Below are 23,620 nucleotides of genomic sequence, written 5' to 3' on the forward strand. Positions count from 1 at the left end.
TCCAGCTCAGAGAAGACGTTCGGTGGTCTCCCCGCCGTCGAGGGTGCGAAGCACTGACTCGCCCACGACCAGCAGCACCTCGACGGCGCCGTCGGCAGTCGAACTCGCCCCCAGGGCAGAGACCTCACCGAGGGATTGCTGGCTGACGGTCCAGCTGTCTCCCACGTCCTGACTGATCAGCAGGTGTCCCTCGACGCTTGCACCCACGATCGTGGTGTCATCGACCCAGGTCAGAAGCCGGATGAGCTGCGGTGTGTCCAGCAGATCCCATGCGGCGCCGTCATCTGATCGCAGGACGCCCGCTTCGGTGGCAGCCAACATCGCTCCTGAGCCCTCGGCGATCGCGACCGATGCGGGCATGGAATCGATAGGCAGGGTCTCCCATGTCCGACCATCCGCGCTGAGTCGCAGTTCGCCGTCGAAGCCGAGCACACGGTCAGAACTGGCCGCCAGTGCGTGGAAGTCAGATTCACCTCCCCGGGAGAGCACCTTCCAAGTCTCGCCCCGGTCGGTGGACTCGATGAGTCCGAGCGGCTCCGGGAGATCCACCCCCGGCCCCGGGTGGCCAGACGCCAGGTAGCGGCCGTCGGGGGTCACGGTGAAGCCCATCAGATCGATCTCGGGGCCGACTGCAATCGACTCCTGCTCCCGGAGCCGAAACAGGCCTTCGTGAGCGGCTAGCAGCACCACTGCCGAATCGGCCGGATCGCGGACGATCGCGTGGATGTGGGAGATGGGGGAGGTTGTGTTCTGGTCTGGGGCTGCCGGCGGAGCCTCCCGCGAGCAGGCCGCCAGGGCTCCCGCCCCGAGCACTCCCAGACCTCCGCCGATGAGGCGTCTGCGGTTCACGAGCTTCATCCGTACATCTCCTTCCCTCGTGGAATGACCAGCCCTCAACCCTATCTGCGCCGCATCGGCGGAGCGCGCTGGATCTCATGAAGATTCCATGAAGCTCGAGCCAGGCGTGGTCCACGCGTCAGGTGGGGTCACGCGCGCCCCGTGGACTCGTTCTACCCGACAGCCACACCTTGACTCATATACCCCCCAGGGGTATAAATGCAGACATGGACAATTCGTCGCGAGCACCCGAGCAGGCTGGACCTGGTCCCGCCGCGGACACCCCGCACCATGGCCATGATCATGGTCATCATCCGAGTCATGACGGCCATGAGGCTCCGTCGAGTCACACCGGACACGAAGGTCACAGCCACGACCATGGGGATCATGTCGGTCAGTTCCGCCGGCTGTTCCTGATCATGGTGGTGGTGGCCGTGCCGGTGGTGGGCTTCAACGAGATGTTCGCGCACCTTCTCGGCTATACGCTCCCAGACGCCCCCTGGGTGTGGTGGGTGTCTCCTGTGCTGGGCACCATCGTCTACCTCTGGGGCGGTCGCCCATTCCTGACCGGAGCAGCCTCGGAGGTCCGCGCCAGGCAGCCCGGGATGATGCTGCTCATCGGGCTCGCCATCACCGTGGCCTTCATCGCGTCCTGGGGTGCGACGCTGGGGATCCTGGACCATGAGCTGAACTTCTGGTGGGAGCTGGCCCTGCTGGTGGTCATCATGCTGCTCGGCCATTGGATCGAGATGCGCTCACTGGCTCAGACCACCTCTGCCTTGGACTCCCTGGCAGCGCTGCTGCCCGATGAGGCTGAGAAGGTCCAGGGCGACGACGTCGTGAAGGTCGCTCCGGCCGCTCTGGCCGTCGGCGATGTGGTGATCGTCAGGCCTGGCTCTTCGGTCCCGGCCGACGGGAGGATCATCGACGGAAGCGCCTCGATGGATGAATCCATGGTCACCGGTGAATCGAAGCCGGTCCGCCGCGGGACCAGCGAGCACGTCGTCGCCGGCACCGTGGCGACAGACTCCGGGCTGCGCGTCGAAGTCGCGGCTATCGGGGAAGACACCGCTCTGGCCGGGATCCAGAAGCTCGTGGCGGATGCTCAGGCTTCCTCCTCCCGGGCTCAGCGCATCGCGGACCGGGCCGCAGGCTGGCTGTTCTGGTTCGCTCTGGGGGCTGCGGTCCTGACTGCACTCAGCTGGGCCGCGCTGGGCATGCCCGAGGCTGCGGTTGTCCGCACGATCACCGTGCTGGTGATCGCCTGTCCCCACGCGCTGGGTCTTGCGATCCCGCTGGTGGTCTCGATCGCCACCGAGAGGGCCGCCCGGGGCGGCGTTCTCGTGAAGGACCGGCTGGCCCTGGAGTCCATGCGCACGGTCAACGCGGTGCTCTTCGACAAGACCGGCACGCTCACCAAGGGGGAGCCCACCGTCACAGGGGTCCACCCCGTGGGGAATCACCAGGACGACGACGTCCTTGCCCTCGCCGCCGCCGCAGAGTCAGACAGCGAACACCCGTTGGCCCGGGCGATCATCGGCGCCGCACGGGGCCGGGACCTGAATGTGCCGCGGGCCAGAGACTTCTCCTCATCTCCCGCCGTGGGGGTCAGCGCCACCGTTGACGGCAGCGTCGTGGAGGTCGGGGGTCCGCATCTTCTGGACCAGCGCAGACAGGACGCGCTCACGGTCACCGAGCAGTGGCGCGAAGAAGGCGCGATCATCCTCCACGTGCTGATGGACGGTGAGGTGATCGGAGCGCTGCGGCTCGCTGATGAGGTCCGACCCGAGTCCCACGCTGCCATCGAGGCGCTCCATGCCCGACGCGTCGAGGTTGTGATGATCACCGGGGACGCCCAGGCAGTTGCCGACACCGTCGCCCGAGATCTGGGCATCGACAGAGTCTTCGCCGGGGTCCGACCCGAGGACAAGGCGGCGAAGGTCGCCGAGCTCCAGGCAGAGGGAAAGAAGGTGGCCATGGTGGGTGACGGCGTCAACGACGCTCCTGCCCTGGCGCAGGCCGATGTCGGCATCGCCATCGGCGCGGGCACCGACGTGGCCATCGGATCCGCCGGGGTGATCCTGGCGAGCTCCGATCCTCGCTCCGTGCTCTCCGTCTTCAGGCTCTCCGAGGCCAGCTACAGAAAGATGAAGCAGAACCTGTGGTGGGCCGCCGGATACAACATCGCTGCGGTGCCGCTCGCCGCGGGCGTGCTGGCGCCCCTCGGATTTGTGCTCCCGATGAGCATCGGCGCGATCCTGATGTCTGCCTCCACCGTGGTGGTTGCTCTCAACGCCCAGCTGCTCCGCCGCCTTGACCTCTCCCCTGGGGCGAGCACTCCGGAGGTCACCGACCACGGCGCATAGGGCGGCGAGGGGAGAATCTGGGAGGACCCCCACCGGGACATACAGCCAGCCTCGATACCATGGTCGATCTGAGGCGGGCCACGCAGCGCTCGCCCCAGGTTCATACGACGGATCGAGAAGGGGCCCATGTTCTGGAGGACCGTATCCGCAGCCGGGTCCCGCACGAGGCGCCTGCAGGTCGGCGACCACGCCGTGGATGTTCACGGGACCTTCGCTCCGCAGCGACCCCAGGTCCTGTTGGTGCATGGACTCGGCATGTCCGGCGAGTACTTCCAGCCCCTGACCGACGTGCTCGCGGCCACCCACGATGTCTACGCGCTGGATCTGCCGGGGTACGGCAAGACGCCCAATCCGGAGCGGGCGCTGAGCATCTCGAAGCTGAGCGAGGTGGTGGCCGGGGTGGTCACCACGCTGGAGCTGGACTCCCCCGTCGTCGTCGGTCACTCGATGGGATGCCAGATCGTCGCCGACGCCGTCGCCACCCACCCGGAGATGTTCGCCGGCTACGTGCTGATCGGGCCGACAGTGGACCCGTCCGCGCGCAGCTTTCTCGCCCAGAGCTCACGGCTGATGCGCGACACCCTGCGCGAACCCCCACGGAACAACTTCATAGTGTTCCGCAACTATGTGCGGATGGGCCCGCTGCGCTACCTGCACACGGTCCGACACATGCTTGCCGATCGGACTGAGGAGTCCATCCAGCGCTGCACGATTCCGGGCCTGGTGGTCCGCGGTGAGAATGATCCGATCGCCTCGGCCGAGTGGGCGCGGCAGCTGGTGGACCTCGCCCCCGACGCGAGCCTGGTGGAGATCCCCGACGCTCCGCATGCGCTCCAGATCCACCGGCCGAAGGAGCTCGCCTCCGCGTGTGCCCCGTTTCTGGCAGCCGTCGACGGCGAGCGCCCGGGCCCGCAGACGACGGCGCCCCGCGCGTGACCAGCCTCCCGGCTTCGGCCACTCCTTCCTCCGGCGCGCGGGAGCGTCTGCGAGGGGCATCCGAGCTTGGCCGCAACCTCGGCGCCTGGGTCCACGACTACGCCTACGCGCTGCGCCGGCAGGCGTCCGGACTGCTGCGTGGGCCTGATCCGAAGGCCTACCGCCGGCCCGAGTCAGGGAAGCCCGCCGTGCTGCTGCTGCCGGGGATCTATGAGACCTGGGCCTTCATGCTCCCGGTGGCCAACGTGCTGCGGGAGCAGGGCTATGACGTGCACGCCGTCGTGGACCTGGGGTACAACGGCGGCACCATCGAGGACATGGCAGACCTGGTGGATGACTACATCCGCCGTGAGGGCGTTCAACGGTGTGTGCTGGTGGCCCACAGCAAGGGCGGGCTGATCGGCAAGCTGCTGCTCACCCGGCAGAGTGACGCTGACCCGGTCTTGGGGCTGGTCACGCTGAACACCCCGTTCGAAGGGTCACAGCTGGCCCGACTGCTGCCGCTGCCCGCGCTGCGGCTGTTCCTGCCACGCTCCCCGGAGCTGGCCGAACTGGGCGCCAGCCGGGACGTGGATGCGGACATCATCTCGATCTATGGTCGCTTCGACCCCCACATCCCCGGCGGGAGCCGCCTCGAAGGTGCACACAATGTGCAGCTGGAGACGCGGGGACATTTCCTGCCGCTGAGCGATGCTCGGGCGCACAAGGCGATCCTCGACGGGGTCCGGCGCATCACGGGTTGATGAGAAGGTACGTGCCAGCGCCGCTCAAGACCTGACCGGCACCGGCACATCGCAGAGCAACGGGCTCGGACACGTCACTGCCTGGGTCGGACCGTGAGCGCCTGGGTCGCTGAGCCGACGGGTCCCTTGAGGTCATGAATGATGGACTGTGTCAGTCCGCGCCCATCGGGTCCGAAGGAGACCGTCGTGTCATAGCCCACCCACTCCCCTTCTGGAGCACGGAAGATCTGGGTGGAGAGCTCCACGTTGGGGAAGAGCACGTCACCTGGGTCTGAGCGGACGGCGACCCCGTTCGCGACGTCGAACAGTCCGACGAAGCGAGACAGATCGCTCACCCGTTCGTCCGCGACGAGGGAGTGGGGGGTGCGGATCCAGGCCTGGGAGCGCCCTTCGCCCAGGACGCGGCGCTTGGATTCGATCGAGCGGATGAGCCCTCCGGGCCAGACTGTGCTCGCATCCCACGGTTCAAAGGTCGCCGGTCCGGGAATCTCCGCCAACGCGGTTCCCTCCAGCCGGGCGGTGTCGAACTGAGCCAGCAGCCAGCCGCGCAGGAGCACCGCCGGACGCGAGTCATGCCTCAGCTCGACCTCCACCAGCTCAATGGTCTTGCCGGGACGCAGCACGCGGGCGACGACGTCGACCTCACCCACCGGCAACGGTCCCAGGATGTCGTAGTGCAGCCCCGTGATGCGCAGCGAGTCCTCACGGCGTTGATCTCTGTCTCGCTCCATGACATGTGCCATCAGCCCCAGCGCAGGCGCGATGTGCTGCATGTCTTCATCCCAGGCTCCACTCGCATGTTCGGTGGCCTGAAACCGTGTCTCGTCGATCCGTTCGAAGTACGCCATAGAAGTCTCCTCGTGTGTTCAGTTCTGGGCGTCCTGGATCAGCAGGGCCTCGCCCTGGCCGACGCCAGACCGACTGCGGCGAAGGCGTCGTTGATCTCGAAGAGATCCAGCTCAGTCGGGTCGAGGGAGCCCTTTCGCTGCTGGAGGGTCACCGGGACGACTTACTCGTCATAGCACCCTTCCGTGATCCACGATCATCACACATGCTAGTGACATATAACGTACGTTATTTATATGTACAACAATATGTCGGTTAACTCTGACTAGAATGACATGATGAGCACCGCCCAGCAGGTCCCAGCGCGCACGCGGCTGCTCCAGGCTGCTGACCACATACTCTTCGAAGACGGCATCCGCGCCACGCCCGTGGACGAGATCCTCCGTCGGGCGCGCGCGTCTCCAGCCACCTTGTACTCACACTTCGGCAGCAAGGACGCGTTGACCGCGGAGGCCCTGCGGATCCGTTTCGCTGACTGGCGGAGCAGCTGGGACGAGCAGGTGATCTCCGCGAACAATGACACCGAGCGGCTGCTGGCCGTCTTCGACGCCTTGGCCGCCTACAGGGAGGACCGGCAGCACCCATCACGCTGGTGCGCGTTCCTCGCAGCCGCCACTGAGCTGATGCCGGAAGCCGGAGAGATCAGGGACGTCCTGGACGCGGACACAGCCTTGTTGCGCACACGGCTGCTTCACCTCTCCCGCCCCCTGGCAGCTGATCGAGCCCAGGATCTTGCCGAAGGAGTGCTCCTGGCCTACGACGGGACCTTGACCGCGTTCCTGCGCGGCCACCCTCGGTCGCCGATCGAGGCGGGTCGTCGTCTGGCCCTCGCAGCGGTTCAGGCCTACACCCAGGGCTGAGCGGGCCGTCGCGCCTGCACAGGTGATGACAGGGCGGGGACGCGGACCAAGCCGGGTGGCCACCACTGTCGGTGACCTTTCATCCGGCTGACTGAGACCCCGTGCTTTGTCCCGGTGCCAGGAGTAGTCTGCGAACGTCTCTACCTGCTCGAACCAGCTACCAGGAGATTGCCATCATGCGCGCAGCTCGTTACTACGATCGCAAAGACATCCGCATCGAAGAGATCGACGAACCTCAGCTGAAGCCGGGACACGTGGCCATCGACGTCGCCTGGTGCGGCATCTGCGGCACCGACCTCCACGAATACCTCGAAGGCCCGATCTTCGTCCCGGCCCACGGACACCCGCACCCCATCTCCGGTGAGTCCGCACCGGTCACTCTCGGACACGAGTTCTCCGGGACCGTCACGGCAGTCGCCGACGACGTCAGCGACCTCACGTCCGGCCAGAAAGTGGTGGTCGAGCCCTACATCATCCGCGAGGACGTGGAGGTCAAGCCCGGGGTCGATTATCAGCTCTCCCCGGACATGAACTTCATCGGCCTCGGCGGTCGCGGGGGCGGGCTCAGCGAGAAGATCGTGGTCGAACGCCGCTGGGTCCACCCGATCGCGGATCACGTCGCCCTCGATCACGCCGCACTGATCGAACCTCTCGCGGTAGGCCACCACGCCTTCGTCCGATCCGGCGGCAAGGCCGGTGGCGTCGCGGTGGTCGGCGGCGCAGGCCCGATCGGTCTGCTCACCGCCGCGGTGCTGAAGGCGGAAGGCCTCACCGTCTTCATCTCCGAGCTCTCCGAGGCCCGCAAGGCCAAAGCCCGGGAGACCGGCGTCGCCGACGAGGTCTTCGATCCCCGCGAAGTCGACGTGGCAGCGGAGGTGCGCCGCCGCACCGACGGCCGTGGAGCCGACGTCGGCTTCGAATGCTCCTCGGTCCCGGTGGTCCTGGACATGCTCCTCGATGCGGTGCGTCCCGCCGGAGTCATCGTCAACGTCTCCATCTGGGGGCACAAGCCCGCCGTCGACATGCCGAAGCTGGTGCTCAAGGAGATCGCCCTGCTGGGCACCATCGGCTACGCCAACGATCACCGACGCGTGATCGAACTCGTCGAGGACGGCAAGATCGACCTCGGTCCGTTCATCACCGGCAGGATCGGCCTCGACGGGCTGGTCTCCGAGGGGTTTGAGCAGCTGATCAACAACAACGAGCAGCACGTCAAGATCATCGTCGACCCGCGGGCTTGACCCCCACGCGGACCTGCAGGTGGCCGCCGCGCGCCGAAGCGGACCGGAGCTCTGCGCAGTCACGTTCCACCGCGGCCCACGGGTGCGCCTCGATATCCGCCCCGCCCAGTCGGCACGCAGCCCTGGCCAGCGGGCTCAGCAGCGCGCTGACTCCGCTGGGCAGCTGCATGTCCAACACCCCCAGCTCCGCCTCGGGCTCCGTCAGCTGCCACATGTTTCCCCAGGCTCGCACCCACGGGTCCATCAGAGACAGCGAGTACGTGGCCAGCCCGACGCGTGAGAGCCCGCTCCCACCAGCCTGCGTCATCTCCTCTGAGACCTCGGCGGCGACCATGGTGGTGGCGTCGGCCTGGATCAGGATCACGTTGTCCCAGCCGTGACGCTGCGCCCGCTTCCTGGCCTGGACGAGCATCTGGGCGCTGCGATCGATGCCCACGATGACCCCGCGCAGGCCCACCCGGTTCTGCAGCGGCCCGAAGTTCAGGCCGGTGCCGCACCCGAGGTCGAGAACCTGGTCTCCCTCGCGCAGTGCGAGTGACTCGATGAGCCGTCGTCGTCCCGCGCCGTAGACGGGGTGCTCGGCGGAGAGCAGATCGTAGAACGGGGCGAAGGCCGTGTACTTCTCGCGGGTGTATCTCTCGGCGCTGTCCTTCTGCAAGGCCCGGCTCCTCTCCCGCGTACGCTATGCACAGCACCTCCCAGGGTATGCGCTGACGCTGACGCCGACCCCTCTCGCCGCCGTTGAAGGAGTTCACCGTGGATGGTCTGATCGATCTGCTGGTCATCGGCGGGGGCACGGCGGGGATCGTGGGGGCTAAGACGGCAGCGCGCCTGGGTGCACGCACCGTCCTGGTCGAGCAGCACCGCACCGGCGGCGACTGTCTCTGGACCGGATGCGTGCCTTCGAAGACCATCCTCTCGGCGGCCGCCCACGCCTCCCTGGTCCGCGAGGCCGCCGGCACCGAGCCCGATTTCACCCAGGTCAGGAAGCGGATCCTCGCGACCATCGGCACGATCGAACCCGACGATTCGGCGGAGACCCTGGAAGCCGCTGGGGTGACGGTGCTGCATGGAATCGCCCGGTTCACCGCCCCCGGGGTTGCCGAGATCTCTGGGGTGGCCGGGGGCGCGGGCGAGCGGATCCGCTTCCGTCAGGCCCTCATCGTCACCGGCAGCTTCCCTTCGGTGCCCGAGATCCCAGGTTTGAAGGACGCCGGGCACGTCACCTCCGACACGATCTGGGAGCTGACGCAGCTGCCGCCGCGTCTGGTGGTGATCGGCGGCGGCCCGATCGCCTGTGAGCTGGGCCAGGCCTTCGCGCGGCTCGGCTCAGACGTGACGGTGCTGGCCCGTTCAGGACTGCTCCCCAAGGAGGACCCCGACGCCGCCGCCCTGGTGCAGGCGAGCCTGGAACGCGATGGCGCCACCGTGCTTGTCAATGAGGAGCCCGCCCGCGTCCACCGTCGATCTGACGAAGCCGAAGGGGCCGACGGTGCCGACGGTGCGGACGGACACATGGTCACCACCTCGGCAGACCGGCGGCTGGAGGCCGACGTCGTCCTGGTCGCCACCGGGCGGACCCCGCGGAGCGCAGGCCTGGGTCTGGAGCAGCTCGGGGTGGAATGTGACGAGGCCGGACACGTGCTCGTGGACGACACGATGCGCACCTCGAACCGCTCCATCTGGGCCGCCGGGGATGTCACCCCGCACCCGAAGTTCACCCACCTGGCAGCGGTCCACGCCAGCACCGCCGCCTCCAATGCGGTCCTCGGCCTGCGGCGCCGAGTCAGCAGCACGGTCCCGCGGATCACCTACACCTCCCCGGAGGTCGCCGCCGTGGGCCTCACCGCTGTCTCCGGCCCGGGCATGACCACCTCGACGGTCTCACTGGAGCACACCGACCGGGCGCTGACCGAGGACTCACCAGAAGGATTCGCCCGACTGGTGATCGGCCGGCGCGGCCGAATCCTCGGCGGCACCCTCGTGGGTCCCCGGGCAGGTGAGTCACTGGGAGAGCTGACCCTCGCGGTCGCACAGAAGCTGAGCACCCGGCAGCTCGCGGGAATCACCCACGCCTACCCGACCTACAACGATGCGCTCTGGGACGCCGCGATCGCCCATGCCCGCGACGGACTGGACTCCCCCGTGGTCAGCACGGCGACCAGCGCGCTGGCTGCCCTGGTCCGACGACGACGCCGCGGCCCTGAGTCTCAGCCCAGCGCCCGGTAGCCCACGACCACGCGGTGCGCCGCGCTCAGGCCGACCAGCAGCGCCCACACAGCCGCGATCGGGGCGGCCGCGAAGGGGAAGATCAGCCACAGGCTGTGCACCAGCACGGTCTCGGCCCCCTCCGCCAGGCCACCGATGAAGGAGAGCGACCGGCCGTCGTCAAGCTGCCTGCCGTCCTTCTCCGCGATGGAGGAGAACGCGAGGAAGGCGCCCCCGTTGACGTAGTAGGCGAAGAGCACCAGCAGGAACGGCAGCCACGGGGCGTCGAAGGCCGCGCTCGCACCGATGGCCACGCCCACCACCGTCGCGCCATAGACGATGAAGTCTGCGCAGATGTCCCAGAAGCCGCCCTGCCCGGAAGCCGGGGATGACCCGCCGGCCCTGCGCCGGGCCAGCGGGCCGTCCAGCCCGTCGGCGACTCGGCAGAGCAGCCACAGGATCAGCGCCAGGATCCATTGCTGCGTCGCCGCGAGCACCGCGCTGATGAGGCCGGCGGCAAGGTTGAGGCCGGTGAGCCGGTTCGGGGTCACCCAGGGCACGTCCAGCACGCGGGCAGCAGCGTCTGTAGTCGGGGCGAGCGCGGACCGGAGCAGCGCATCAAACATCGGCTCTGCCGTTGCTCCCGCGGAGACGCACCGCGCAGGCGATCCCGGCCAGGGTCAGGACGCCGAGCACCGCGAATGCCAGCTCGGCCTGGAAGCCCGATTCAAAGCCGAAGGCGCCCAGCGCCAGGTAGCTGGCTGTGCCGGGGACGATCCCGATCAGGGTGCCCAGAAGGTAGGGCCACCAGCCCAAGGAGGTCAATCCGGCCGAGTAGTTGATCGCGGTGAAGGGCAGCACCGGGACCAGCCGGACCCCCACGACGGCGGCGAACCCGTGACGGTCCAGGACGGCTTCGAACCTTGCGACCCGGGTCCCGGTGAACCGCTCGACCGCGTCGCGGCCCAGCCGGCGGCCCAGCCAGAACGCAGCGGAGGCTCCGGCCATCGCGGCGGTGTAGACGATCAGCAGACCCGGGCCGAACCCGAAGAGCACCCCGGCACCGATGGAGAGCACGTTCTTCGGCACTGGGGCCAGGGTCAGTGCGGCGTAGGCGATTCCGAATCCGATCGGACCCCACCAGCCCGTGCCGGCGACCAGGTTTCGGATCTCCTCCACCGACGGGAGCGGAAGCAGGAGAGCCGCGGCGGTGAAGACTCCCAGCGCCAGCACCAACAGCGCGGCTTTGGCCACGGCTGCTCGGCGCCCAGACTGCGCCGCCGCGGAGGGTTCCTCTGGGGCCGCAGACCTGAGGCGAGCCGGCTCCTGGTCAGTCATTCTTGAGAGCGTACTGGAGCCGGGAGCCCGAGTGTTCAGGGATGGATCATCCGGCGCTGACTTCCGGCGTGGACAGCGCGGCCCGTGGTAGGAAGGGTCCCATGACTACCCCGCCGCCTGTGGTGCTCTTCGACGTCAACGAGACGCTGTCCGATATGCGTCCCCTGGCGAGCGCATTCGAGGAATCAGGGATGCCTGCTGCTGGGGCCCCGCTGTGGTTCGCGGAGGTGCTCCGCGATGGGTTCGCGCTGACCACCACCGGCGAAAATCCCGACTTCGTGGCGATCGCCCGGGACAATCTGCGCCGCCACCTGGCTGCGGCATCTGGAGCTCGAGACCACGCTGAGGACGTCGATCGCATTCTGGAGGTCTTCACGCACTTCGACCTGCACCCCGACGTCACTCCTGGTGTCACCGCGCTGAGCCGGACCGCGGAGCTGGTCACGCTGAGCAACGGCTCGGCGGCGATCGCGGAGACTCTGCTTGCACGCGGCGGCGTGCGGGAGCTCTTCTCGCAGTGCCTCAGCGTCACCGACGCACCGTTGTGGAAGCCCGCGCGGGACGCCTACGCGTATGCCGCGCAGCAGACCGGACGACCCCTGGATGAACTGATGCTCGTCGCGGTGCACCCCTGGGACATCCACGGGGCCGCCGCCGCGGGACTCCGCACCGCCTGGATCAACCGCACCGGGGCTGCGTACCCGAGCTGTTTCCGGGCGCCGGAGATCGAGGCCGAGCACCTGGTGGCGCTCGCGGAGATCCTCGCGGGAGCGCGGGGCTGACCGTCGACGCCGGTTACCGGGCTTGGAGCACGAAGAACATGAAGCAGATGAACGACCGCCCCAACAGTGGTGGCGGGATCAGCTCCAGCGGCGTATCGGGATCGTAGGGCGGCTCGGTGACCGACGCGATATCGAAGCCGGCCTCCGTGAATGCCGAAGTGATCGCGGGCAGAGGTCGGTGCCAATACGTCAGCGTCGCCTCCTGGCCCGCGAAGGTGAACTCATCGGAGAACTGGGTCGTCGCGAAATAGTCGGCCTTCGGGTAGTTGAGCATATAGACGTATGGGTGATTCACCGAGAGGATCAGCCGTCCTCCGGGCTTGAGCACACGGTGCAGCTCCGCCAGGGGCACCGTCCAATCCTCGAGGTAATGCAGCACCAGGGATCCGACCACGTCATCGAACGAGTTGTCCTCGTAAGGCAGGGGCTGGCCAAGGTCTGCCACTCGCAGGTCCACGTCCGCGCCGAGTCGCTGCCTCGCGATCTCCACCATCGCCGGGCTCAGATCGAATCCAACGACGTCGGCGCCACGGTCGATCAGCGCGGCGGAGAGCAGACCGGATCCACAGCCGGCGTCGAGCACTCGGCGTCCGTCCACGTCTCCAGCCAGGTCGATCATCGCGGGGCGTTCGTAGCACCCGTTCACGAAGTTCACTTCGTTGTCCGCTGCGTAGGCTGCGGCGAAGCTGTCATAGGGCGCTGTCTGCATTGCATGAACTCCAATTCATACTCATGGCATTCGGACCCCCTGCTCCGCCCATCCCAGCACATTGAACCCCAGTTGCCGGAACAACACTCACCGCACCCGAAACGCGCTGATCAAACCCGAGATAAGGGTTCACACAACACGGGTGAGCTGGTCTGCCCCCAACATTCTGCGCCGGACCATCGCGCTGAGCTGTTCGACGAACTCGGTGAGAGCCGCGGCCGGCTGAACCTTCCGCTTCACGGCGTCTGTTCCTAGCATCGATCCCATGGCCACTCCCCTGCTCTTCCTCTCCGGCGCCGGACTCCCCTCTTGGATCTGGGACGATGTGCGATCCCGCGTGGAAGCACCGTCCCGCGTCGCCCCGCGCCCGACGACCGGTGAGACTGTGAGCGATTATGCCCGGGCAGCCCTGGAGGCGGCTCCGGCGGAGAGGTTCACGCTGATCGTGCATTCCTCGGGCGGCGTGGTCGCCGCCGAGCTCGCCCGCTCCGCGGAACCTGGACGCATCACCGGGGTGCTTGGCCTCGCAGCCGTCATCCCGCGGGCGGGAGCGTCCTTCGTCTCCTCGCTGCCGTTCCCGCAGCGATTCATCCTGCCGGCGGTGATGCGGGTGGCCGGGACCAGGCCACCTGAGTCCTCGATCCGGAAGGGCCTCGGCGCGGGCCTCGATGAGACCACCACGCGGCGCCTCGTTGCGGACCTCTCACCCGAGCCGCGCGAGTACTTCACCAGTCGCGCCGCGGACCCGGCCGCCCTGTTCGCCATTCCTTCACGGGGCTACGTCGTGACCACCGACGACGCCGAGATCCCGAGTGCTCTGCAGCGCCGCTTCGCCGCTCGGCTCCACCCGACCGAGACCTTCGAGGTGCGTGCGGGCCATCTGCCGATGCTCACCCATCCAAAGGTCATCGCGACCGCCATCAACTCACTGGGCGACCGGCCCGGAACATGAGCGAGCACGAACACCGGCAGGAGACGTCCGGCCAGGTCGCCGGGAAGCGATCGCGTCCCGGCGCGGCTGACCCGCAGGCAGGCACCACCCGGGTGCCGAGAGGTTCAGGAGAGCCATGAGCAGCATCGAGATCCTCAAAGACATCGCGCGTCGCCCGCTCGAAGAGGTGCACGCGCTGCGCCCAGCGCTGACATCAGAGCTGCTCAATGCACACCCGCATCATCACAACTCCATCGCCTGGCTGCTCTGGCATTCAGCCCGAGAGATCGACGAGCAGCTTGCCAGCCTCTCCGGGCAGGAACCGGTCTGGACGGTGCAGGGCTTCGCTGAGCGGTTCGCCCTGGATCTCGGTGCCCACGACATGGGGTTCGGCCATACCGGCACCCACGCACGGCGGATCCGGGTCAGCGACCCGGACCTGCTGCTGGAGCATCTGCGCGCCGTCGTCGAGGCACAGCTGTCCTATCTGGACTCGCTGGGCGAGGCCGATCTCGAGGAGGTCATCGACACCCAGTGGCACCCGCCCGTGACGCGGGGGGCACGGCTGATCAGCCTCTCGCTGGACGCGGTGGCGCATATCGCCCAGGCCGCCTACGTCACCGGGATGGGTCCTGCCGCGTTTGAGGAACCTCAGGTCGCGGAGCAGCACGGTGAGGAGCATCAGGGCGGGCAGCGTCAGGCGTAGGTCCGCCGAGCTCGGGGGCGCCGGGCCGGCCAGCCTCTGAACGGGCGGCACCCGCGCTGCGGCTCGGCACGGCTCCGGTGAGCTGGCGCAGCCACTCCGGGGCTTCGAACAGCCAGTCCTGCCCCAGCCGCTGCGCCACCGCGTAGATCATCAACGGTCCGATCACCCCGCCCAGGGTCGGCAGGGCCACGTGCACCGCGAGGGCCTCCACGCCGAGCATGCCGAGCACGATGCGTGTACTGGCGGTGAAGAAGATGTGCGCCACGAAGATCACCAACGACAGCTCCCCGATGCGGGCGAGCCACCGGGCCCGGTGGCCCATCCGTGCCAACAGCAGCGCCACTGCCAGGATGGCGAGCACGCCGGCGCTCGAACCGATGAACCCGAGTGCCACGCTGGGCGCCGTGCGGATGTCGCCATAGGCGGTGGGCGGGGTGGCCAGCAGCGTGTAGCCGAGGACCACCCACACTGCCCCGGCGCCGATCACGACGCCGCCCGCCCAGCCGACCCCGAACCGCTGCACCCAGCTGAGCAGGCGCTTCCCGGTGAGCACCACGCCGAGGAAGAAGAAGACCGTCAGCGCCAGCCCCTCGCCGCCGAGGATCCTCCAGTTCAGGCCCCACACCACGGCAGAACCGAGCGCTGCCAGGCCCAGGGTCACGACGGCCGCCCGCTGGCTGCGCCAGGGCTTCGCGACCGCGGCGAGCAGCATCATCACCGTGATCCAGCCGAAGAACCAGAACTGCTCCTTCGGCTCCCAGATCATGAGCAGCTCGACCGGATGCACCGGGTCGTTCACGGCCGAGCCCATGCCGATCTTCAGCAGCAGCTGCAGCGTGGACCAGAGCATATAGAGCCAGAGGAAGGTCACCGAGCGCGCCCGGGCGTAGTGCCAGGCGCCATCCCGGCGCATCCCCGAGGCGACGAAGAGTCCCGCCAGGAACGCGAAGACCGACAGGTGAGACATGTAGATGACGGAATCGACCTGTGTCAGAAGGGGGTCCTCCACCAGCTCCGCCGGCTCCAGGGCTCGCCATACATGGCCCAGGACAATCAGGATTATCGCCAGCGCCTTAGCGATGTCGATCGTGGCGTCCCGCGCGGGTTGCACCGAGTCTCGTGTCACGGGTTTATCAAATACCAGGCATCTCTCTTCGGCAAGCCTTTTCTTGCTTTCATGGCGTTCGGCGCGACCTCGGCGGCGGAGAGGCTCGTCGTCATGGTTTAGTGGTGACATGCCCGCGCGCATCATCTCCATCGGCACGGCACTGCCGGCGACCTCTGTGCCCCAGGGAGACCTGCGCGCCTTCTTCGCTGATCAGCCCGACGCCAGCCGGCTGACCCGCCGGCTCATCGGGGCAGCCTTCGACGCCGCCGGCATCGAGACCCGCCACTCGGTGCTCACCGGGCTGGGCGGCACCCCGGACGGGGTCTTCGTCGGCGAGGATTCCAGACTGCTCTCCCCCACCACAGGGATTCGCAATGAGCTCTACCGACGGACCGCCCCAGACCTGGCCGCCGACGCCGCGCGCTCCGCCCTGTCGGAGGCGGCGCTCACCCCCAGCCAGATCACTCACGTCGTCACCGTCTCCTGCACCGGATTCTTCGCTCCGGGCCTGGATTTCCGGCTGATCCGCGACCTCGGCCTGCCCGAGACCGTGGAACGCAGTCACCTGGGATTCATGGGCTGCGCCGCCGCCCTTCCGGCGCTGCGCACGGCGTCTCAGATCACCGCCGCGCAGCCCGAGGCCGCGGTGCTGGTCGTCTGCGTGGAGCTGTGCTCGCTGCACATCCGCGACACCGCGGACTCCGAGCAGATCGTCGCGGCCTCGGTCTTCGCCGACGGCGCCGCTGCCGCAGTGGTCACCGCCGACGAACGCCTCGGCACCCCCGGCGGAATCGTGCTGGAACGGTTCGCCACCGCGCTGACCAGCGAAGGCGAGTCCGACATGGTCTGGACGATCGGGGATCACGGGTTCAACATGCGACTCTCCGCCGAGGTCCCGAGGATCATCGGCCGTGAGATCCGCGCCGCCGTCGACCGTTTCCTCGGTGAGGAGGGGGCCCCCGCCCGCTGGGCCGTCCACCCGGGAGGCCGCAGCGTCCTGGACCGGGTGGAGGCCGGGTTGGAGCTTGAGGCCACAGCCCTCGATGCTTCCCGCGCGGTGCTGCGCGACCACGGCAACATGTCCAGTGCGACCATCCTGTTCATCCTGCGCCAGCTCCTCGCCGACCCCACGGTCAGCGGCCGCATCGCCGCACTGGCCTTCGGGCCCGGGCTCACCGTGGAATCCGCCCTGCTGTGCAAGACCCGGTGACCCGATGAGCCGGGTCAACCTCTCCGTCCGCGACGCGCAGCTGCGCGAGCTCATGGATGATCCCGACTGTGACCCTGTCCGCCTCGACGCGACCCTGCGACGATTCCACCTGATCAACCGGCTGATCTCGGGCTGGAACCAGGTCTACCGCACCCGGCTGCGCCCGACGCTGCTCAGCCTGGACAGACCGGCACGGGTGCTCGACCTGGGCTCCGGCGGCGGAGACGTCGTCACCCGGCTCGCGCAGCTGGCAGCCCGAGACGGCCTGGAGGTGCAGTGGACCGGGGCGGATCCTGATCCGCGCGCCCATGAGGCGGCCCAGAACACCCAGGAACAGCGGATCCAGAACCAGCGCACGGAGAAGCTCGGTTCCGACACCCCGCCGCAGCCACCCCGGGTGAGATTCCTGTGCGCCGACGCCGACGCGCTGCTGGACCAGGGCGAGAGCTTCGACGTCGTCCTGTCCAACCATGTGCTCCACCACCTTGACTCGCCTGGCCTGCTCGACTTCACCGGCGCCTCGCGGCGGCTCTCCACCGGCACCGTGCTGCATGGCGACATCGCCCGCGGCCGGCTCGCCTACAGCCTCTACGCCGTCGGGATCACCCCGCTCGCGCCTGGCACCTTTCTGCGCACCGATGGGCTGCGCTCGATCCGGCGCAGCTACCGGCACGAGGAGCTCTCCGCCGCCCTGGGCTCCGGTTGGACCGTGAGCTCTCCGTCGCCGTTCCGGCTGATCGCGGAAGCGCCCGGCCTTGGCTGAGGTGATCGTGATCGGCGCCGGCCCGGTGGGGCTGCTGATGGGTGGCCTGCTGCGCCGAGCCGGGATCGATGTGGAGATCCTGGAACAGCGCGGTCACGGCAGCGGTGACAGCCGCGCCATCGGAGTCCACGCCCCGGTGCTCGCCGCTCTGGAGGGCTCCGGGCTGACCGCAGGGCTGCTTGATCAGGCAGTCCGGGTGACCCGTGGGGAGGCCCGCGCGCAGGGGCGGGTGCTCGGCGAAGTGCGCTTTGATCGACTCCCCGCCCGGTTCCCCTTCGTCGCCACCCTCCCCCAGTCCGGCACCGAGGCGGTGTTCTCCGAGGCTGCCCCGGTCCCGCAGCGCGGGGTCAGCGTCGGCGCGCTGCGCCCAGGGCCTGAACACGTGGAGGTCGACACAGGCGCCGGGCCCCGTCAGGCACCGCTGGTGGTTCTCGCCGGGGGTCCGCGCTCCCGGGAGCTGGTCTACCGGTCTACGCTCGCGCACACCTACCCGGACCGGTACCTGATGACCGACGCTGACGTGTCTGATGAGCAGGCGTTCGAGCAGCAGGACGCGCGCACCGCCGTCGTCCACCTCGAGCCCGCCGGAGTGCTGGAGTCCTTCCCGCTGCCGCAGGGACGACGCCGGTTCGTCGCCTGGGACTCCCTCGGCACCTCCCAGGACCCCAGCTCTGCGGACCCCACATCTCGTGACCCGGCTGCGCAGCGTGACCGGATGGAACGCACGCTGGCCGCCCACGGTCAGCCGCTCACCGGGCAGGTCAGCGGCTTCGGGGTGCGTCGATTCGTCGCGCCGGCGCTGCGCGATCACCGGCTTCTGGTCATCGGCGACGCCGCCCATGAGGTCAGCCCGATCGGTGGCCAGGGGATGAACCTGGGCCTGCTCGATGCCGCCACCCTGGCCCCGCTGCTCACCGCCTGGGTCCGCACCGGCACCGCGCCGGAGTCGGAGCTGCGGCGCTGGGAACGCGCCCGGCTGCGCTCGGCCCGCCGGGCGGCCCAGCTGGCGGCGCTGAACACCCGGCTCGGCCGGCCGCTCACACCGACGGCGGACTCCGCGCGCCGGGGCGGCGTGCGGCTGATGCTGGGCCCAGGCGCCGGCCGGGCCTTCGCCCACGCCTATGCCATGGGATTCGACGCCGAGGCCTGAGCCTCAGCCGGCCGCCTTCAGTGCGCCGCAAGCCGAGTACCAGCGGCATCTCAGCCGGCCAGGGATCCTCCCGCCACCACCAGCTGGGCCGCGAGCAGCAGCGCTGCCAGCATCACCAGCCGGAAGAGCACCCGACCGGAGCGGGCCCGCGCCGCCAGGCCCAGCGCCAGCAGCGCCACCGAGCTGACCAGGAGGAGGAACACCCAGGAGATCACCGGGACCTGGTCCAGCTGCCACCCGGCGGAGCCTGCGGTCACGGCGACCCCGCCGGCGAGCACCGCCGCCGCGGCCAACCCCGCCGAGGGCCGGGCACCGAGCCGGTGCGGGAGGCCGGTGATGCCGGTGCGGGCGTCGTCGTCGAGGTCTGGGAGCACATTGGTCAGATGGATGGCGGCACCCAGTGCGGCGCCGGCGAACCAGGCCCAGGGTGCGGCGAACGCCGAGGCCGGGGACGCGAGGGTCGAGAAGGAGGGGAACAGCCCGAAGGCGAGCAGGAACGGGGCCAGTGAGAACACTGTGGCCTTCAGCCCGGCGTTATAGGCCCAGGAGGCGGCGAGGAAGACCAGGTGGGCGCCGAGCAGCCCGAGCCCCAGCGGCGCGGAGAGCAGCAGCGCCAGCGTCAGGCAGCTGATCGCACCCGCCCAGGCGGCGCGGACGCTGAGGTCTCCGCGCGCGATTGGCTTGTCGCTGCGCCCGACGGCGCGATCCCGTTCGGCGTCGAAGGCGTCATTGGAGATGCCCACCGAGAGCTGGCCGAGGAAGACCGCGAGCGCGAGCAACAGGATGCGCTCGACACCGAGTCCGGCCGAGACCGCGAGGGCAGCAGTCAGGGTCGTCACCACGACGGTCGGTCCGGGATGAGAGGATCCCCACAGACCTCGAGTCACTTTCAGGATCGCCATCAGGTCAGTCTCTCACCCCGACATCCCACCCCTCGGAGGACCCATGAACAGCACGCAGCGCGCAGCATCGATGGCCGGGCTCCTCGGCGTCGCCGGGGTCATGCACTTCCTGCGGCCGGAACCCTTCGACGCCATCGTGCCGCCGCAGCTGGGGAATCGCCGCCGCATCACCTACGCCAGCGGTGTCGCCGAGCTCGGCTGCGCGGCCCTGCTGGCCGTCCCGGCGACCCGCCGGGTGGGCGGAGTCTGCACCGCGGCACTGATGCTCGCCGTCTACCCCGCGAACATCTATTCGGTGCAGAGGTACTGGCACCGGCCGAGCGCGCGGAACATCGCCCTGGCGCGGCTTCCGCTGCAGGTGCCTCTGGTCCGTGCCGCCTGGCGCATCGCGCGGGGCGAGTAGGCCGCTGCGTCCGCGTCGAGACGGGGATCATCTGGGCGGCGCCATGGATGAGTCACAGGTGTGACCACGGCTGAGACCTGTGGTTCGACAGAGCCCGGGGTCCCATGTTTACCGTGGAGGCACCGGTCAGTCGGGCCCGCCTGCGCAAGTGTGAACCCTGCAGGCACGTGAGAGCGGACGTTGTCGTTTCCGCGCAAGGCCCGCTGGCCCCAGCACGTGAAGGAGCAACATATGCGCCACGACGAATTTCTGAAGACCGTCGCCGAGAAGGGCGGTCCCTCGGATCGCGATCAGGCCAGCCAGCTGGTGAACGTGGTGCTGGAGGACCTCGGCAAGCGGCTCAAGGGCGGCGAAGCGAGCAACCTTGCCGCGCAGCTGCCGGAGGAGCTCAAGGCTCCGCTGACCGACAACGCCGGCACAGACACGCTCGATGATGTCGATGAGTTCCTGCGTCGGGTGGCCGGCAAGCTCGAGCAGGGCCTCGGCACCGAGGAAGCTCTTCCCCAGGTCAAAGCAGTGTTCTCCACGCTCTCGGACTCCGTCTCCGAGGGTGAGATCAAGGACCTGCGCTCGCAGCTGCCGACAGGCTTCGCACCGCTCTTCGCCTAGCAGGTGTTCGCCCGCCCGCTCCATGGGCATGTCCCGCTGGGCCACCGGCCCAGCGGGAGGGTGACCTCATCACGATGAGGCCCCTTCACCAACAGCGAAGGAGCACCTGAGGCTGTGTCTGAACCCGCGAAACCGTTCCACATCAGGCTCCTCGCCGATCCCGGTCTGCCCACCCGGCGCGTGAACTCCATCCAGGAAGGCTTCACCGAGGAGGCACGCAAGCTCCTCGACGGGGAGGTCACGGTCTCCTGTGCGACCCGGATGCTGCGCATCCGCCCCGACGCCACCTTGGACATCGACGCGGTGCGCGAGATGGAGGCGGATCATGCCGAGGCTGATGCCGTCATCATGCTCACCGAGATCCCCCGCCACACCAAGGGGCACCCGCTGATCTCGGAGATCTTCCCCGAGCACAACGTCGCGATCGTGTCCTGCCCGACCCTGGGCGCCTGGGCCACCAAGAGCCGCATCCAGAAGGTCTTCACCGGCTCGCTGCTGCGCCTGCTGCCCCCCGGCTCCGGACCGGATCCGCAGAAGTATGACCAGCGCTGGAGCCAGTGGGAGCCCACCGAACGCGGAGAGGGCCTGGGCCTCTTCGCCCACACCCTCACCGGCGGTCCGCGCACCGTGCTGGGCATGGCGCTGGGCAATGATCCCCTGCGCACCGTCCCGAAGCTCTCCAGCGCGCTGGCCGCAGGTGCGGCCACCGGCGCCTTCGGCATCTTCTACAGCTCCATCTGGCAGATGGCCGATGCGCTGAGCCCCACCCGGCTGATGCTGGTCGGGCTCGCCGCGGTGGTCACCATGATCATCTGGCTGATCATCCGCGACGGACTCTGGGACCGCCCGAAGAACCGCAGCCTCGCCACCGTGGTCACCCTCTACAACGGGTCCACCGCGATCACCCTGCTGGCCTGCATCCTGATGCTCTACCTCCTCCTGGTGGCGGTCATCTTCCTCGCCGGGCTGGTGATCATCGACGCCGAATACCTGGCGACGATCATCGGCGGCGAGGCCAGCCTGCTCAACTATCTGAACATCGCCTGGTTCAGCGCCGGGATGGGCGTCTTCGCCGGCGCCATCGGATCAAGCTTCGACTCCGGCGTGGACCTGCGCCGACTGACCCACGGACAGCGCGAACGCCAGCGCGAATACACGGAGAGCGCATGAACGACCAGCAGACCCTGCAGCAGACCCTGACCGCGATCGACGGCCGGGGGTACGCGTCCTATAGGCAGCTGAGCGGCCGCTACGCCCTGGGCCGCTTCACCCTGAGCGTGGACAAGGTGCAGGTGGACCCGTTCGCGCCGCCCTCGCTGATGCGGATCAGCCTCCGCCGCGACGACGCCGGACTGCCGGCAGAGCTGCTCGATGATCGGCTCGGACGGATCGCCGCCAGCGACTTCCTCACCCGCGCCTTCGCCGACGCCGTCGCCGCCAGTCCCGCTGAAGGGATCAGCATCGGCCGGCCCGGGCAGCAGGTGCTCGAGCGCACCAGCGTGGTCATCACAGAGGAGCTGATCACAGCACGTCTCTTCGTGGCGCTGCCCGCGGCAGGACGCAAGGCGCTGGGCCGCAAAGCCGCCCGGCTGCTCACCGAGACCCTGCCCGGCCTCGCCGAGTCCTCGCTGCTGCACGCCAGCCTGGACCAGGACGCGCTGCGCTCCCACGTCACGCTGCTGCGTGATCAGGAGGACCTGCGCACGCAGCTCACCGCGGCCAAGCTGATCTCCTTCGCCGCCGACGGCTCCGTGCTGCCCCGACAGGCCGGGGATTCCGACCTGCCGCTCGGCGACGGCGCGGTCGAGTTCACCAGCCCCGAGGCGCTTCGCCGCAGCTTCACCCTGCCCAGCGGCCGAGAGGTCGCCGGAATGGGCGTGCCCGAGGGTGTCACCGTCATCGTCGGCGGCGGCTATCACGGCAAGTCGACCCTGCTGCGCGCCATCGAGCGCGGGGTCTATCCGCATATCGCCGGGGACGGCCGCGAATGGGTCATCACCGGCGCCTCCGCGGTCTCGATCCGGGCCGAGGACGGCCGCAGTGCCGCCGGCGTCGACATCTCCCCCTTCATCTCCGGGCTGCCCTCCGGTGCGGACACCCGCAGCTTCTCCAGCACCAACGCCTCGGGTTCGACATCCCAGGCCACCAACCTGGTCGAGGCCGTGGAAGCCGGAGCCCGGGCCCTGCTCATCGATGAGGACACCTCGGCGACGAACTTCATGATCCGCGACGACCGGATGCGCCAGCTGATCCCGGCCGAGCGCGAGCCGATCACTCCGTTCGTGGACCGGGTCCGCCCGCTCTTCACCGAGCGCGGAGTCTCCACCGTGCTGGTGGCCGGCGGCTCCGGCGCCTTCTTCCAGGTCGCCGACCAGGTGATCGCCCTGCAGGACTACACGCTGCGCGAGGTCACCGCCGAGGCGCACCGCATCGCCGAAGACCACCAGACGACGACGGCGCGCCCGGCAGCCTCGAGCACCTCCGCGGCGGCCACAGACCCCCCTGCCGCGGAGCCCCCGGTCGAGACGGTCTTCACCGACGTCCCGCCCCGAGTTCCGCACCGCGCCTCGCTGCATCCGGCGAAGAAGACCAAGCCCGCCCGCAGCCGCGGACACCGGATGATCCAGTACGGCCGCGAGGATGTCGACCTCACCGCTGTGGCCCAGCTGGTGGACCCGGCGCAGACCGAGGCGCTGGCCAAGGCGCTGGACCGCCTCGCCGAGCAGGCCGACGGTGAACGCGACATGCCCACGCTGGTCACCGAACTGGTGGACCGCATCGACGCTGAAGGTCTGGATGCCCTCTCCCCGCATCGCGGGCACCCCGGCCATCTCGCCCGCCCACGGCCGCACGAGATCCACGCCGCGATCAATAGGTACCGCGGCCTGACCCTGCACTGAGCAGTGCCCGCTGGGCTACCCTGAGATCCAGTCCGGCATCAGGGCAGGTCCTGATCGTGCCGGGATCACAGG

The 23,620-nt window shown here is 68.8% G+C and carries 24 protein-coding genes; 16 read left to right on the plus strand and 8 right to left on the minus strand.

Annotation, left to right across the window (positions count from 1 at the left end):
• Positions 1-6: 6 nt before the first annotated feature.
• Positions 7-858 carry a F510_1955 family glycosylhydrolase gene (locus LSI54_RS05660; RefSeq protein WP_241465847.1) on the minus strand — a complete coding sequence of 284 codons (852 nt, stop codon included), beginning with the start codon at positions 856-858 and terminating at the stop codon, positions 7-9.
• A 206-nt stretch (positions 859-1,064) separates the two neighbouring features.
• On the opposite strand from LSI54_RS05660, the gene LSI54_RS05665 reads away from it, so the two are divergent.
• From LSI54_RS05665 to LSI54_RS05675, 3 genes are all read left to right on the plus strand, one after another.
• Positions 1,065-3,203, plus strand: coding sequence for a heavy metal translocating P-type ATPase (locus tag LSI54_RS05665; protein ID WP_446740417.1), 2,139 nt, complete (start codon positions 1,065-1,067; stop codon positions 3,201-3,203).
• A 126-nt stretch (positions 3,204-3,329) separates the two neighbouring features.
• On the plus strand, positions 3,330-4,139 hold the full coding sequence (locus tag LSI54_RS05670; RefSeq protein ID WP_241476447.1) for an alpha/beta fold hydrolase: 810 nt from the start codon (positions 3,330-3,332) through the stop codon (positions 4,137-4,139).
• Positions 4,136-4,882: an esterase/lipase family protein gene (locus LSI54_RS05675; RefSeq protein ID WP_241465844.1), complete on the plus strand. Its 747-nt coding sequence runs from the start codon at positions 4,136-4,138 to the stop codon at positions 4,880-4,882. Before LSI54_RS05670 ends, LSI54_RS05675 begins: the two co-directional genes overlap by 4 nt.
• A 74-nt stretch (positions 4,883-4,956) precedes the next feature.
• On the opposite strand, the gene LSI54_RS05680 is transcribed toward LSI54_RS05675, so the two are convergent.
• Complete coding sequence (locus tag LSI54_RS05680) at positions 4,957-5,730, minus strand: thioesterase family protein (RefSeq protein ID WP_241465842.1); 774 nt, start codon at positions 5,728-5,730, stop codon at positions 4,957-4,959.
• 276 nt (positions 5,731-6,006) lie between these two features.
• On the opposite strand from LSI54_RS05680, the gene LSI54_RS05685 reads away from it, so the two are divergent.
• Together LSI54_RS05685 and LSI54_RS05690 are read left to right on the plus strand one after the other, a co-directional pair.
• Positions 6,007-6,588, plus strand: a complete 582-nt coding sequence (locus LSI54_RS05685) for a TetR/AcrR family transcriptional regulator (RefSeq protein WP_241477903.1) — start codon at positions 6,007-6,009, stop codon at positions 6,586-6,588.
• Between the two features lie 176 nt (positions 6,589-6,764).
• A complete protein-coding gene (locus LSI54_RS05690) occupies positions 6,765-7,829 on the plus strand; it encodes a 2,3-butanediol dehydrogenase (protein ID WP_241465839.1) in 1,065 nt (354 codons plus the stop codon).
• On the opposite strand, the gene LSI54_RS05695 is transcribed toward LSI54_RS05690, so the two are convergent.
• Positions 7,807-8,487, minus strand: coding sequence for a class I SAM-dependent methyltransferase (locus LSI54_RS05695; RefSeq protein ID WP_241477905.1), 681 nt, complete (start codon positions 8,485-8,487; stop codon positions 7,807-7,809). The genes LSI54_RS05690 and LSI54_RS05695 overlap by 23 nt on opposite strands.
• 98 nt (positions 8,488-8,585) lie before the next feature.
• On the opposite strand from LSI54_RS05695, the gene LSI54_RS05700 reads away from it, so the two are divergent.
• Positions 8,586-10,058 carry a dihydrolipoyl dehydrogenase family protein gene (locus LSI54_RS05700; protein WP_241477906.1) on the plus strand — a complete coding sequence of 491 codons (1,473 nt, stop codon included), beginning with the start codon at positions 8,586-8,588 and terminating at the stop codon, positions 10,056-10,058.
• On the opposite strand, the gene LSI54_RS05705 is transcribed toward LSI54_RS05700, so the two are convergent.
• Both LSI54_RS05705 and LSI54_RS05710 read right to left on the minus strand, forming a co-directional pair.
• A complete protein-coding gene (locus tag LSI54_RS05705) occupies positions 10,040-10,663 on the minus strand; it encodes a CDP-alcohol phosphatidyltransferase family protein (protein ID WP_241477907.1) in 624 nt (207 codons plus the stop codon). The genes LSI54_RS05700 and LSI54_RS05705 overlap by 19 nt on opposite strands.
• Positions 10,656-11,375 carry a TVP38/TMEM64 family protein gene (locus tag LSI54_RS05710; protein WP_241477908.1) on the minus strand — a complete coding sequence of 240 codons (720 nt, stop codon included), beginning with the start codon at positions 11,373-11,375 and terminating at the stop codon, positions 10,656-10,658. The genes LSI54_RS05705 and LSI54_RS05710 overlap by 8 nt, the downstream gene beginning before the upstream one ends.
• Before the next feature lie 101 nt (positions 11,376-11,476).
• Here LSI54_RS05710 and LSI54_RS05715 point away from each other — a divergent pair, with 101 nt between their 5' ends.
• On the plus strand, positions 11,477-12,157 hold the full coding sequence (locus tag LSI54_RS05715; protein ID WP_241465832.1) for a haloacid dehalogenase type II: 681 nt from the start codon (positions 11,477-11,479) through the stop codon (positions 12,155-12,157).
• Between the two features lie 13 nt (positions 12,158-12,170).
• Here the strand turns inward: LSI54_RS05715 and LSI54_RS05720 are convergent, their stop codons facing one another.
• A complete protein-coding gene (locus LSI54_RS05720) occupies positions 12,171-12,866 on the minus strand; it encodes a class I SAM-dependent methyltransferase (protein WP_241477909.1) in 696 nt (231 codons plus the stop codon).
• A gap of 265 nt (positions 12,867-13,131) precedes the next feature.
• On the opposite strand from LSI54_RS05720, the gene LSI54_RS05725 reads away from it, so the two are divergent.
• Complete coding sequence (locus LSI54_RS05725; protein ID WP_241470730.1) at positions 13,132-13,818, plus strand: alpha/beta fold hydrolase; 687 nt, start codon at positions 13,132-13,134, stop codon at positions 13,816-13,818.
• Between the two features lie 115 nt (positions 13,819-13,933).
• Positions 13,934-14,503: a mycothiol transferase gene (locus LSI54_RS05730; protein WP_241465829.1), complete on the plus strand. Its 570-nt coding sequence runs from the start codon at positions 13,934-13,936 to the stop codon at positions 14,501-14,503.
• Here LSI54_RS05730 and LSI54_RS05735 read toward each other — a convergent pair.
• On the minus strand, positions 14,415-15,629 hold the full coding sequence (locus LSI54_RS05735; protein WP_241477910.1) for an acyltransferase family protein: 1,215 nt from the start codon (positions 15,627-15,629) through the stop codon (positions 14,415-14,417). The genes LSI54_RS05730 and LSI54_RS05735 overlap by 89 nt on opposite strands.
• A 109-nt stretch (positions 15,630-15,738) precedes the next feature.
• Between LSI54_RS05735 and LSI54_RS05740 the strand changes: the two genes are divergently transcribed.
• From LSI54_RS05740 to LSI54_RS05750, 3 genes are read left to right on the plus strand one after another with little or no spacing between them, the layout of a single operon-like run.
• Entirely contained in the window at positions 15,739-16,821 is a 1,083-nt protein-coding gene (locus tag LSI54_RS05740; protein WP_241470733.1) for a type III polyketide synthase, read from the plus strand.
• A 4-nt stretch (positions 16,822-16,825) separates the two neighbouring features.
• Positions 16,826-17,584 (plus strand): methyltransferase domain-containing protein, encoded by a 759-nt coding sequence (locus tag LSI54_RS05745; RefSeq protein ID WP_241465826.1) that lies wholly within the window; start codon positions 16,826-16,828, stop codon positions 17,582-17,584.
• Position 17,585: 1 nt separating this feature from the next.
• Positions 17,586-18,734, plus strand: a complete 1,149-nt coding sequence (locus LSI54_RS05750) for an FAD-dependent oxidoreductase (RefSeq protein WP_241478040.1) — start codon at positions 17,586-17,588, stop codon at positions 18,732-18,734.
• A 50-nt stretch (positions 18,735-18,784) separates the two neighbouring features.
• Here the strand turns inward: LSI54_RS05750 and LSI54_RS05755 are convergent, their stop codons facing one another.
• Positions 18,785-19,636, minus strand: a complete 852-nt coding sequence (locus tag LSI54_RS05755; RefSeq protein WP_241477912.1) for a UbiA family prenyltransferase — start codon at positions 19,634-19,636, stop codon at positions 18,785-18,787.
• Between the two features lie 43 nt (positions 19,637-19,679).
• On the opposite strand from LSI54_RS05755, the gene LSI54_RS05760 reads away from it, so the two are divergent.
• The 4 genes from LSI54_RS05760 to LSI54_RS05775 all read left to right on the plus strand — a co-directional run bounded on the left by LSI54_RS05760 (position 19,680) and on the right by LSI54_RS05775 (position 23,548).
• Positions 19,680-20,039 (plus strand): DoxX family protein, encoded by a 360-nt coding sequence (locus LSI54_RS05760; protein WP_241477913.1) that lies wholly within the window; start codon positions 19,680-19,682, stop codon positions 20,037-20,039.
• Positions 20,040-20,270: 231 nt separating this feature from the next.
• Complete coding sequence (locus tag LSI54_RS05765; protein ID WP_241470737.1) at positions 20,271-20,648, plus strand: DUF2267 domain-containing protein; 378 nt, start codon at positions 20,271-20,273, stop codon at positions 20,646-20,648.
• Between the two features lie 114 nt (positions 20,649-20,762).
• Complete coding sequence (locus tag LSI54_RS05770; protein WP_241465819.1) at positions 20,763-21,818, plus strand: hypothetical protein; 1,056 nt, start codon at positions 20,763-20,765, stop codon at positions 21,816-21,818.
• Positions 21,815-23,548 (plus strand): ABC-ATPase domain-containing protein, encoded by a 1,734-nt coding sequence (locus tag LSI54_RS05775; protein WP_241477915.1) that lies wholly within the window; start codon positions 21,815-21,817, stop codon positions 23,546-23,548. The genes LSI54_RS05770 and LSI54_RS05775 overlap by 4 nt, the downstream gene beginning before the upstream one ends.
• Positions 23,549-23,620: the final 72 nt, after the last annotated feature.

This window comes from Nesterenkonia sp. AY15, assembly GCF_022565855.1.
Taxonomy (GTDB): Bacteria; Actinomycetota; Actinomycetes; order Actinomycetales; family Micrococcaceae; genus Nesterenkonia.

Bases quoted from the DNA above. Each gene is read 5' to 3' on its own strand.
- LSI54_RS05660 (WP_241465847.1), bottom strand. From the start codon at position 858: ATGAAGCTCGTGAACCGCAGACGCCTCATCGGCGGAGGTCTGGGAGTG.
- LSI54_RS05665 (WP_446740417.1), top strand. From the start codon at position 1,065: ATGGACAATTCGTCGCGAGCACCCGAGCAGGCTGGACCTGGTCCCGCC.
- LSI54_RS05670 (WP_241476447.1), top strand. From the start codon at position 3,330: ATGTTCTGGAGGACCGTATCCGCAGCCGGGTCCCGCACGAGGCGCCTG.
- LSI54_RS05680 (WP_241465842.1), bottom strand. From the start codon at position 5,730: ATGGCGTACTTCGAACGGATCGACGAGACACGGTTTCAGGCCACCGAA.
- LSI54_RS05685 (WP_241477903.1), top strand. From the start codon at position 6,007: ATGAGCACCGCCCAGCAGGTCCCAGCGCGCACGCGGCTGCTCCAGGCT.
- LSI54_RS05690 (WP_241465839.1), top strand. From the start codon at position 6,765: ATGCGCGCAGCTCGTTACTACGATCGCAAAGACATCCGCATCGAAGAG.
- LSI54_RS05705 (WP_241477907.1), bottom strand. From the start codon at position 10,663: ATGTTTGATGCGCTGCTCCGGTCCGCGCTCGCCCCGACTACAGACGCT.
- LSI54_RS05710 (WP_241477908.1), bottom strand. From the start codon at position 11,375: ATGACTGACCAGGAGCCGGCTCGCCTCAGGTCTGCGGCCCCAGAGGAA.
- LSI54_RS05715 (WP_241465832.1), top strand. From the start codon at position 11,477: ATGACTACCCCGCCGCCTGTGGTGCTCTTCGACGTCAACGAGACGCTG.
- LSI54_RS05720 (WP_241477909.1), bottom strand. From the start codon at position 12,866: ATGCAGACAGCGCCCTATGACAGCTTCGCCGCAGCCTACGCAGCGGAC.
- LSI54_RS05725 (WP_241470730.1), top strand. From the start codon at position 13,132: ATGGCCACTCCCCTGCTCTTCCTCTCCGGCGCCGGACTCCCCTCTTGG.
- LSI54_RS05730 (WP_241465829.1), top strand. From the start codon at position 13,934: ATGAGCAGCATCGAGATCCTCAAAGACATCGCGCGTCGCCCGCTCGAA.
- LSI54_RS05740 (WP_241470733.1), top strand. From the start codon at position 15,739: ATGCCCGCGCGCATCATCTCCATCGGCACGGCACTGCCGGCGACCTCT.
- LSI54_RS05745 (WP_241465826.1), top strand. From the start codon at position 16,826: ATGAGCCGGGTCAACCTCTCCGTCCGCGACGCGCAGCTGCGCGAGCTC.
- LSI54_RS05755 (WP_241477912.1), bottom strand. From the start codon at position 19,636: ATGGCGATCCTGAAAGTGACTCGAGGTCTGTGGGGATCCTCTCATCCC.
- LSI54_RS05760 (WP_241477913.1), top strand. From the start codon at position 19,680: ATGAACAGCACGCAGCGCGCAGCATCGATGGCCGGGCTCCTCGGCGTC.
- LSI54_RS05765 (WP_241470737.1), top strand. From the start codon at position 20,271: ATGCGCCACGACGAATTTCTGAAGACCGTCGCCGAGAAGGGCGGTCCC.
- LSI54_RS05775 (WP_241477915.1), top strand. From the start codon at position 21,815: ATGAACGACCAGCAGACCCTGCAGCAGACCCTGACCGCGATCGACGGC.